Below are 1,543 nucleotides of genomic sequence, written 5' to 3'. Positions count from 1 at the left end.
TGTTTTTCGCTTTTTCGCTATCATCGCAAGCTCCCACAGTTGTTTTCCTTTGAGGTTCTTCACCTTATTTACATGGTGTATTTCCAGCGGCACATTGGTCTTTCCGCACAGCTCACACACGCAGGCGGACAGCCTATCGTCAAATGACGTTCTGGAACCGACGTGTGCGATTGCAAAGTCTATGATTTTATCTGTCCAGAGGTCTGTATTTTTGCAATCCATAAACCTTGCGAAACTGCGGCGCTTTATTCCTGTTTTTGTTTGGTAGGGCACACCCCAGCCGCCGTTTCCGTCACGGTATTTGCGGATTATTTTTCTGCTGGTGCTCTCATGCTTTCCAGCCAGAGTTTTCAGGCAGCTGTATTCCATCAGATATTCAAAATACTGAAGCTTGTTGAAATTGCTGGCTATACTGTAATAGTTGCAAATACCGCGCAGCTCAGAGTTGTACGTTGATACAATCTCCAAATCCGTACACCGAAAGATATATTTTCTTGCGATAGGCTCTATTGTCCCGTCGCGCAGTTGCCGGATGACCGACTTCCCAAACAGGAAAGGCATGATTTTGTCCGCAAACGGAATGCACAGCTCAACAGACCCGTTGAGCGTGCGGGAAACGTGGTTTCCGTGCGGCTTTAGCTTCTGGTCTCTCCTCACACGGATGTCATAACCCAAAAATCTTGCATACTGGTTACTGTGCGTAATGAGTGTCTTTTGCTCTGAAAGCTCCATTTTCAGGGTTTGGCTGATGAAGTCGGACAGCTGTCTCTTGGTACGCTCACAGTCCGCTTTATCGCCCTTCACGCCAAGAATGAAGTCGTCAGCATAACGGATGTATTTGATGACTTTATCCGTTTTGGACATACAGGGCGTTTTATGCATGACTGCTTTTAGTTGAGCGATTTTCTGCAACAAAGCTGTTTTTTCCTGACCCGTTGCGGTTTTCAGCTGTTTTTGAGCCTTCTTTATCTGCCATGTGACCTTATCGTATTCCGGGGTATGGTGCCTGTCCCTGCTTTTATAGAACTCTTTGGCAGTCTTTTCCATGAACTTGTCCAGCTCATTCAGGTAGATATTTGCGAGTATGGGCGAAACGATGCCGCCCTGCGGGCAGCCGGAGTAGGTAGCATGGTATTGCCAGTCCTCCATATAACCGGCTTTTAGGAATTTCCAAATGAGCTGAATCAGCCGTGCGTCTTTAATCTTGGCGTTTATGACGTTTGCCAAAACTCGGTGGTTGATGTTATCAAAACAGCCCTTAATATCGCCCTCAATAAACCACGACACACCTGAAAATTCTCTTTTCAAGGATTTTAGCGCAGTGTGGCAACTCCTGTTGGGACGAAAGCCGTGAGAGTTGTTTGAAAAAATTGGCTCGTAGACCGATTCCAATATCATTCTCAATACTTCCTGCACCAGCTTGTCCGTAAAGGTAGGAATCCCCAGGGGACGCTTTTTCGTGCTGTTCTGCTTTTTCTGGATGTACTCGCGGCGAACGGGATTCGGCGTATAGGTTCCGTCAGCCAGAGATTGGATGATCCGG

Annotated in this window: 1 protein-coding gene; it reads right to left on the bottom strand. The window is 46.9% G+C overall.

Annotated elements, in window-relative coordinates:
- A partial coding sequence (locus ACQRD3_RS13480) for a reverse transcriptase domain-containing protein (protein WP_427781733.1) occupies nucleotides 1–1,543 on the bottom strand: 1,543 nt, incomplete at both ends.

It is taken from the genome of Candidatus Pseudoscillospira sp. SGI.172, from assembly GCF_050313575.1.
Classification (GTDB): domain Bacteria; phylum Bacillota; class Clostridia; order Oscillospirales; family Oscillospiraceae; genus Vermiculatibacterium.
Note: the sequence above shows the minus strand (reverse complement) of the source record. Positions and strands in the feature narration are given on the sequence as shown.